We start from the raw sequence: 8,623 nt of genomic DNA, 5'->3' as shown, positions 1-8,623 counted from the left end.
GGGGGGGCGCCCCCCGCCGCGCCCACCGCGCCGCCCCGTCGGCGGACGAGAGTGGCAGCACCCTCACCGCCCTGCTGCGCTCCGGCTCCCGGCTGGGGCTGCTGCACATCGGCGACTCCCGCGCCTACGTACTGCGGGACTCCGGGCTCTTCTGCGTCACCCATGACCACAGCGTGGTCCAGTCCCTGATCGACGAGGGCCGGCTCACCCCCGAGGAGGCCGCCTCGCATCCGCAACGCGCCCAGTTGGTAAGGGCGTTGGAAGGCGGCGTCGACTTCGCCCCCGACCTCCAGCTCCTGGAGGCGCACCCCGGCGAACGCTATCTGCTGTGCACCGACGGACTGACCGGAGTCGTCCCCACCGAGACGATCCAGGAGGTGCTGGCCGGTGCGGCCACCCCGCAGCAGGCGGTGGCGGAACTGGTCCGCCACGCCCATGAGGCGGGCGCCCCGGACAACGTGGGGTGTGTGGTGGGAGAAGTGGCGGCGGCTGCCTGACGGGCGGCGGTGACGGCCGGGCCCGCACCCGGTCGCGAGTGCGGGCCCGGCCGCCCGGGGACCCGGCGGCCGGCGCCCACGCCCGGCCCCTCCCGCCTACGCCCGGCCCTTCAGCATCCCCTGGAAGTAGAGCTGCGGCAGGCCGTAGCGCTTGAGGAACCACATGTCGGTGCGTTCGCGGGTGGTGTCGAGGAACCGGAACGACGGCGCGGGGCGCAGGTCGTAGTCGAACTCGGCCAGCAGCATCTTGTGGCGGGCGGTGACGAGCGGACAGGACGTGTACCCGTCGTACCGGGCGGTGGCGGGGCGCCCGCGCAGGCCCGCCAGGAGATTGCTCACCAGTACCGGGGCCTGCTTGCGGATGGCGGCGCCGGTCTTGGAGGTGGGCAGGTTGGCGACATCGCCCAGCACGAACACCTCGGGGAAGTCGGGGTGCCGGAGGGTCTGCGGGTCGGCCTTCACGTACCCGTAGGGGGACGCGGGGTCGGCCAGCGGACCGTCGGCGAGCCAGCGGGGGGCGCGCTGCGGCGGGACGGCGTGCAGCAGGTCGTAGCGGACCGTCTCGGTGGTGCCGGTGGCGTGATCGGTGAGTTCCGCCTCGCGCGCCGCCCCGTCCAGACGGGTCAGCTCGGTTTGCAGCCGCACCTCGATGCCGTAGCGGCGCGCGGTCCGCTCCAGCGCGCGGGCGAAGACCGGCACCTTGAAGAGCGAGGACTCCGGCAGCGCCAGGACCGGGCGGATCGCGCCCAGCACACCCCGCTTGCGCCAGTAGTCCGCCGCCAGATACGCGATCTTCTGCGGGGCGCCGCCGCACTTGACCGGACCCGACGGCATCGTGAACACCGCAGTGCCGCGCCGCATCCGGCGGATCAACTCCCAGGTGTACGGGGCGAGATCGGGACGGTAGTTGCTGCTCACCCCGTCGTGCCCGACGGCCGCGGCCAGGCCCGGCACGCCGTCCCAGTCCAGGCTCAGGCCCGGCGCGAGGACCAGCCGCCCGTAGGAGAGCACCCGGCCGGTGGCGGTGGTGACCGTACGAGCCGCCGGATCGACGGCGGTGGCGCGCTCGCGCAGCCAGCGCACGCCGGGCGGGATGACCTCCGCCTCGGTGCGCAGCGCGGCGCGCAGCGGGGCCTGGCCGCCGCCGACCAGGGTCCACAGCGGCTGGTACCAGTGCGTGTCGGAGGGCTCCAGCAGCGCGATGTCGCGGAGGCCGGCACGGCGTAAACGGGCGGCGACCGTGATGCCCCCGGTACCGCCGCCGATGATCAGGATCTGGTGGTGGGCGGAGGCCCGCGCGCCGGCCGCGGAGGCGGCGGACGGGGCCGGTTCGGCTGCGGGGTGGGTCATGGGCTTCTCCTGGAGGCTGATGGGGGTGGGGAGTTGGAGTTCGGGTTTGAGGTTGGGGTTGGAGTTGGGGTGTTGGGGACCGGGCTAGCGGCCGGTCACGGTGGTGGCCGCCATCGCGACGGCGAGGACGGCGACGAGCGCGGCGAAGGCCGTGGTCAGGTTCCGCGCGGGAAGGCGGGCGGCGAGGCGGTTGCCGAGGTGGCCGCCGGCCGCGGCACAGGCCGCGAGGGTGGCCAGCAGGGGCCAGTCCGGCGAGCCGGTACCGGCCCGAGTGGCCAGCGCGGCGGCCGAGTTGACGAGGATCACCAGCAGCGAGGTGCCGACGGCGACCGGCATCTCCAGCCCGAGGACGAGGGTCAGCGCAGGGACGACGACGAAACCGCCGCCCACCCCGAAGAATCCGGTGAGCAGCCCTACGGAGGAGGCGGTCACGGCGGTACGGAAGGGGCGCGCGGTGGCGCGTGGGACGGGCGCGCCGGGCGCTTCGGGGGCGCTGGGCGCGGCGGGAGTGCCGGGTGGGGCGGGGGTGCCGGCGGCCGGTGCGGGAACGCTGCCGGGTGTCCCAGGGGCGTGACGGGAGCGGCGGGCGCGGTGCCATAAGGGCACGGTCCCCGACCGGCTCCCCGCCGCCTCCCGTATGCCACCGGTCATGCGGGCTCCCCGGGGCTCCCCGGCCTCTCCGCCCTCCCGCGGGCCCCGTAACTCCCGCGCCCCCCGGGCGTCTCGGACGCCCCGGAGCAGCATCCCCGCCGCCACCGCCAGCATCAGCCCGGAGAACGCCGCCATCAGGACCTTGGGATCCAGCGCCGCGCTCCACCGCGAGCCGGCGTAGCTGCCCGCCGTGCCCAGGGCGCCGAACGCCGCACCGGCCACCCAGCGGACCCGGCCCGCGCGGGCGTGGCACACCAGCCCGGTGACGGCGCCGACCGCGACCACCACCAGGGCGCCCGCGGTGGCCTCATGGGGCGACTGGCCCAGCAGATAGACCAGGACGGGCACGGCCAGCACCGAACCGCCGCCGCCCAGCGCGCCCAGCAGCAGACCGATCAGCAGGCCGCAGGGCAGCGCCGTGACGGCCATGACGACGGACACGGCGGCTACGCGGACGGACACGCCGCGCGCGGCGCCAGGGCGACGGCCCGGCTGTCGCCCGACCACTCGGCGACGAACGTGAAGCGGTCACCCCGCACCACCGTCTCCCGCCACTCCACCGGCCGTTCCCCGGCCCGCCCGATGCGCTCGATGGCGAACGCCGGTTCGCGGTCGGCCAGTCCGAGCAGCCACGCCTGCCGGATGTCCGGCAGGAACGGAGCGATCCGCTCCCGCCCCCCGTCGACCTTCACCCCGCAGCGCGCCGACAACTCCCCGTAGAGGGAGGTGTGTCCGAAGTCGGCGTCCAGCAGGGGTTCGGCGACCTCGGCGGGCAGATACGCGGTGTCGTGCGCCAGCGGCTCACCGTCCGCGAGCCGCAGCCGCTCCAGTACCACCAGGGGCGCGTCGGGGACCAGCCCCAGATGGCCGGCGACCGTACCGTCCGCGGTCCGCTCCAGCCGCAGCACCTCGCTGCGCTGCTCCACGCCCTGGCCCTCCAACTCGCGGAAGAGGCTGTAGAGGGAGCCGAGCGGCTGCTGTATGCGGCGGGTGTCCAGACGGCTGGCCCGCCCGCGCTCGGCGATCACCAGGCCGTCGGCGCGCAGCTTGCGCAGCGCCTCGCGGACGGTGTGCCGGCTGACCTCGTACTCGCCCGTCAGCCGGTGCTCGGCCGGGAACTCCTCGGTGAACGCGCCGGCTTCCATCCGGCGGCGCAGATCGGCGAAGAGCTGCGCCCACAGGGGCAGCGGCGAGCGCCGGTCCAGGGGGCGCGGGCCGTGCGGGTCGGGCCGGCCGTGCGCGCCCGGCTGCTCGGGCTCGGTCGTCATGTCGGTTCCTTTGCCAGGGGGTTGCGGGACGGCCCGGCTTGTCGCCCGCCATCCGGGTACTTAATGTACGTACATCCGTGCATCCGCACAACGCGTCGGCCTGCACGGTGCATTCATCCGCCACATACCGCTCCCCGCCCGCCCGGCCGACGGCCGCTCACGGGCGCCGCGCCCCTGGAGACGACCGTGCACTTCGCGCAGTACTACCTCGACTGCCTGTCCCAGGCGTCGTACCTGATCGGCGATCAGAACACCGGCCGCGCCGTACTCGTCGACCCGCGCCGCGACATCGACGAATACCTCGCCGACGCCGACGCGGCCGGCCTGCGCATCGAACTCGTCATCGAGACGCACATTCACGCCGACTTCCTCTCCGGGCACCTGGAGGCGGCGCGGGCGACCGGCGCCGACATCGCCTTCGGGGAGGCCGCCGAAACCGGCTTCCCCATAAGGCGGTTACGCGACGGCGAACGCATCTTCCTCGGTAACGGGCCGGTGCCGGAGCCCGGCTCGGGGCCGGCGTCGGGGCCCGACACCGGGCCGGAGTCCGGCACCGAGTCCGGTCCGGAGTGCGGCACCGGCACCGGCCCGGAGCCCGGCACCGCCCCCCGTCCCGTGGCGGGCTCCGGGGTCACCCTGACCGTCCTCGCCACCCCCGGGCACACCCCCGAATCCATCTGCCTGGTCATCCGGGAAAACCCCGAAGACGCCGTACCGTTCGGCGTCCTGACCGGCGACACCCTCTTCGTCGGCGACGTCGGCCGCCCCGACCTGCTCTCCGCCGCCGGCCACTCCCCGCACGACATGGCCGTACGGCTCCACCACTCCCTGCACACCAAACTGCTGACCCTCCCGGACGCGACCCGGATCTTCCCCGCCCACGGCGCCGGTTCGGCCTGCGGACGCAGCCTGTCCACCGAGACCAGCTCCACCATCGGCGACCAGCGCCGCCTCAACTACGCCCTCCAGCCCATGCCGCAGGCCGAGTTCGTCCGCCTGGTCACCGCCGAACAGCCCGCCACGCCCGGCTACTTCGCCCACGACGCGGCCCTCAACCGCGACGGCCACCCCCTGCGGGAACCCGCACCACCGGCCGCCCTCACCCTGGACGAAGCCCTCGCCGCCCGCGACGAGCACGGCGCCGTCCTCCTCGACTGCCGCCCGCCCGCCGCCTACACCCGCGCCCACCTCGCCGGTTCGCTGCACACGAGCCTGGACACCCGGTTCGCGGAGTACGCCGGCAGCGTCGTCGCCCCCGGCACCCCCATCGTGCTGCTCGCCGACCCCGGCACCGAGGACGAGGCCCGCCTCCGCCTCGCCCGGATCGGCTACGACCGGGTCCTCGGCCACCTCCCCGACCCGGCACGGGTACTGGCGGACGCACCGCAGCTCACCCGCCGCAGCCACCGCGTACGGATCGACGAACTCCGTGGGCGACTGCCCCTGGACCCCGCGGACGGCGGCCAGTTGATCGACGTCCGCAACCCGGCCGAATACGCCGAGGGCGCGCTGCCCGGCGCCCGCAACATCCCGCTCGCGGCGCTCCTTGACCGCATCGGCGAACTCGACCCGGACCGCCCGGTCGTCCTCTACTGCCGCAGCGGAAACCGGTCGGTGATCGCGGCGGCCCTGCTGGAGGCCCGGGGATTCGACGAGGTGAGCGATGTGGCGGGGGGATGCGGGGTGGTGGGGGCCGGCTAGGTGGGTTGGGGGCTGGCCAGGTGGGTGGATGCTGTCCAGGTGGGTGGGAGTTGCCGGGGCTGCGAAAGCGGGGAAAGCAACTGCGAGTGCGGGCAAGGGAACTGTGAGGGCGGGCGGGGGAACTGGGGAGCTGGGACGGAATCTTCGGATGCGGGGAAGGGAACTGTGAGGGCGGGCGGGGGAATTGCGGAGCTGGGACGGAAACTTCGGACGCGGGAAAGGAACTGCGAAGACGATGAAGGCAACTTCGGATGCGGGGAAGGCAACTGCGAACGCGGGGAAGGGTACGTCGGAGGAAGGAACCAGCGAAGGCAAGGGGCGGCGAAGGCGAGGAAGGAGAAGCGAGCCCTCGTCATAGCGTCGTCCGTCGCCCCGCCAGTGCCACCGCTATCGCCCCGACCAAGCACGCCACCGCCGGCACGACGGGCGACGGTAGGGCGGGGGATGACAGGGCGGGCGACGACAGCGCCCCGCCGCCAGCGGCTCCCGCCGCTCCCGCCGCTCCTGCCGCTCCCGCCGCCCCGGCAGTCCCCATGAGGGACAGCCCCAGCCCCGCCGTAACCGTCAGCACGGTCTTGGTGACCCCCGACGCCTCACCCGCGCGCTCCCGGCGCACCACCGCCTGAGTACCCGTCAATGCCAGTGCGCCCGCCACGCCCAGCGCCGCCGCGGCCACCGTCGAGGCCGCCAGCAGCGCAGCCGTACCCGTGACGGGCCCGACGGCCCACAGCGCGCCCCCGGAGACCGCCAGGCACACCGCCATCACCGGCACGGCCGCCCCGGGACGCACCCGCCCGGCCAGCGGGCCCCCGGCGGCCAGCGCCGCGGCGGGCGCCAGAAGCGCCGCCCCGGCGACCGGCACGGACCACCCGTGCCCCTGCTGAAGCGCCATCGGAACCACGTACAGCAGCACCACCGTCGCCGAGTTGGCGACCGCACCGGCCGCCGTCAGCACCACGTACGGGCGGTTGCGGAACAGCCCGAGATCCACCAGAGGCGCCGCGGCGCGCCGCTCGGCCCGTACGAACAGCGCACCCAGCAGCAGCGCACCGCCCACCCGGCCCCACACCGCGCCGCGCTCCGGCACCCCGGCCAGGCACACCAGGGCGCCGGTCGCGGTGACCGCGCCGGCGATGTCCAGGGGCCGGCCCGCGGCAGCCGCGTCCCGGGATTCGGCCGCCCGGCAGGCGCACAGCGCGGTGGCCGCGGCGAGCGGCACCGTCAGCCAGAAGACGGCGCGCCAGGACGCGGACCCGGCCAGCGCGCCCCCGACGAACGGGCCGCAGACAGTGCCCAGTCCGGCCAGCCCCAGCGCCCGCCCGGTCGCCCGGCGCCCGGCCCCCGGCGGGCAGGCGTTGGTGAGCAGCGCCAGCCCGGCGGGCATGATCAGCGCTCCGCCCGCACCCTGCACCACCCGCGCCGCCACCAGGAACGTCATCGACGGCACCACCGCGCAGAGACCGGCGCTCACACCGAAGAGCACCGCTCCCAGGACCAGCATCCGCCGCCGCCCGTAGAGGTCGGCGAGCCGCCCGGCAACCGGCATCAGCGACCCGGCGGCCAGCAGATAGCCGCTGACCACCCACGGCGTTACGCCCCCGCCCCCGGGGCCGCCCAGGTCGGCACGGAGTACCGGCAGCACCAGATTCAGCGCGAAGGAGTCCAACTGGACGCAGAAGGAACCGGTCGCCAGGGCCGCCAGCGCCCAACGAGCCTGCGACGGCAGGCCGTTGTCCGGAAGTACGGGCACAGGGATCCGCCTTTCACACACGGAAGCAAGACAGAGGACAGAGGAAGGAGAGGAAGGAAAAGAACGCGCCACGGAACGCGCCAACGAACGCGCCAACGAACGCGCGAAGGAACGCGCGAAGGAACGCGAAAGAAAGGGGATGAAGTGCACCGGAGAGGGGCAGGAAGAGGCGGGAGGTCCTCAGGGACCCACCGCGGCGCCGGTCATCCGGCGCACGCAGCCGCGGGGTGCGAGAAGGAAACGAGGAAGGGACGGCGCAAAAAAGGACGGCGCAAAACAGGGCGGGCAAGGCGCGAAGAGAAGAAGCGACATCCAGCGCGTCAGCCGACGTCGATGCACCGCGCAGCCGCGGCGGCGTCCGGCCACGGCACCGTACAACGGACGTTCAGCGATCGTTGATCGCTGTTCTCCATGCTGATCCGCATGTTGCGCCGTGTGACCTCAGAGCATGCAGATGACGCCCCGGAAGTGCAAGACCGGGACGCGTCGCGGATCGCCCTCACCTGGAACGGGGAGCCGGGCCGCCTGGAGGAGCTGACACACGGCATGCTCCTGGACCAGGCCGCACGTGCGGCAGCCGCGCTCGCCCGGCTCGGCGTCAGCGCCGGCGACAAGGTCGCCGTGCATCTGCCGCTGGTGCCCGAGTCGGTGATCGCCACCCTCGCCTGCGGCCGGCTGGACGCGATACGCACCACACTTCCGGTCTCGCTGACGGTGCCCGAACTGGTCGCGCGCACCCGGGAGTCGGACGCCCGGGTACTCATCACCGCCGACGCCGCGTTCTGGGACGGCGCGGTACGCCCGGTGAAGGCGGTGCTGGATCACGCGCTGGCACGAGGCGGGGCCACGGACGCGAACGGGCAGCGGCGGACCGTGCTGGTGGTGAACCGGTGCTCGCGTCCGGTGTCCTGGCAGCCGGGCCGCGACAGGTGGTGGCACGAGGCCCTCGCCGAGGCATGACCCACGGCAGACCGGCCCCGCGCGCCCCTGCCCACATCCCACACCCTCACTCCCCGCACCTCACTCCGCTACCCCACAAAAAGAGCCATTCGCATCAAACCCACCTAGCGTGGTCCCCGTGCCACAGCCAACCGCCGACGCCCCTCCCGCGTCCCCTGCCCCACCGGCAGCGGCACCACTCCGGCAAACCCGGCCGGCCACCCGCGCACCCCGCGTCGCCACGGCCCTCCCACCCCCACTGATCGCCGCCCCTGCCCCACGGCAGCCCCCACTGCACAACACCGGCGCCCCACCGCTCCCTTACACCGCGACCACCGAGCCCCGCGCGGCCGCTTTCCTCGTTGCCGCTTCCCCCGCCTCCGCCGTCGCCTGCGCCTTCCGCACCTACGCTTTCCCCTCCCCCGTCGTCGCCTCCGCCGTCGCCTACGGCCGCACCATCCGGTACC

Annotated in this window: 6 protein-coding genes and 2 pseudogenes; 4 read left to right on the top strand and 4 right to left on the bottom strand. The window is 74.3% G+C overall.

Annotated elements, in window-relative coordinates; translation table 11 throughout:
* A pseudogene (locus tag RZ84_RS41100) lies at nt 1–497 on the top strand (protein phosphatase 2C domain-containing protein); the annotation flags it as partial.
* A gap of 96 nt (nt 498–593) precedes the next feature.
* Here the strand turns inward: RZ84_RS41100 and RZ84_RS14955 are convergent.
* From RZ84_RS14955 to RZ84_RS14945, 3 genes are all read right to left on the bottom strand, one after another.
* Complete coding sequence (locus RZ84_RS14955) at nt 594–1,847, bottom strand: NAD(P)/FAD-dependent oxidoreductase (RefSeq protein WP_043264749.1); 1,254 nt, start codon at nt 1,845–1,847, stop codon at nt 594–596.
* An 84-nt stretch (nt 1,848–1,931) separates the two neighbouring features.
* Complete coding sequence (locus tag RZ84_RS14950; protein WP_241777710.1) at nt 1,932–2,960, bottom strand: sulfite exporter TauE/SafE family protein; 1,029 nt, start codon at nt 2,958–2,960, stop codon at nt 1,932–1,934.
* Nucleotides 2,945–3,766: a GntR family transcriptional regulator gene (locus tag RZ84_RS14945; RefSeq protein WP_043264748.1), complete on the bottom strand. Its 822-nt coding sequence runs from the start codon at nt 3,764–3,766 to the stop codon at nt 2,945–2,947. The genes RZ84_RS14950 and RZ84_RS14945 overlap by 16 nt, the downstream gene beginning before the upstream one ends.
* A 186-nt stretch (nt 3,767–3,952) precedes the next feature.
* Here RZ84_RS14945 and RZ84_RS14940 point away from each other — a divergent pair, with 186 nt between their 5' ends.
* Nucleotides 3,953–5,467 carry a rhodanese-like domain-containing protein gene (locus RZ84_RS14940; RefSeq protein WP_043264747.1) on the top strand — a complete coding sequence of 505 codons (1,515 nt, stop codon included), beginning with the start codon at nt 3,953–3,955 and terminating at the stop codon, nt 5,465–5,467.
* Between the two features lie 352 nt (nt 5,468–5,819).
* Here RZ84_RS14940 and RZ84_RS14935 read toward each other — a convergent pair whose 3' ends face one another.
* Nucleotides 5,820–7,217, bottom strand: a complete 1,398-nt coding sequence (locus RZ84_RS14935; RefSeq protein ID WP_241777709.1) for an MFS transporter — start codon at nt 7,215–7,217, stop codon at nt 5,820–5,822.
* Nucleotides 7,218–7,652: 435 nt separating this feature from the next.
* Here RZ84_RS14935 and RZ84_RS14930 point away from each other — a divergent pair, with 435 nt between their 5' ends.
* Both RZ84_RS14930 and RZ84_RS40120 read left to right on the top strand, forming a co-directional pair.
* Nucleotides 7,653–8,177: an AMP-binding protein gene (locus RZ84_RS14930; protein WP_241777708.1), complete on the top strand. Its 525-nt coding sequence runs from the start codon at nt 7,653–7,655 to the stop codon at nt 8,175–8,177.
* A gap of 118 nt (nt 8,178–8,295) precedes the next feature.
* A pseudogene (locus RZ84_RS40120) lies at nt 8,296–8,623 on the top strand (hypothetical protein); the annotation flags it as partial.

The sequence above is a fragment of the Streptomyces sp. CT34 genome (assembly GCF_000805335.1).
Taxonomy (GTDB): Bacteria; Actinomycetota; Actinomycetes; order Streptomycetales; family Streptomycetaceae; genus Streptomyces.
This window is presented reverse-complemented; position numbering and strand designations above follow the sequence as displayed.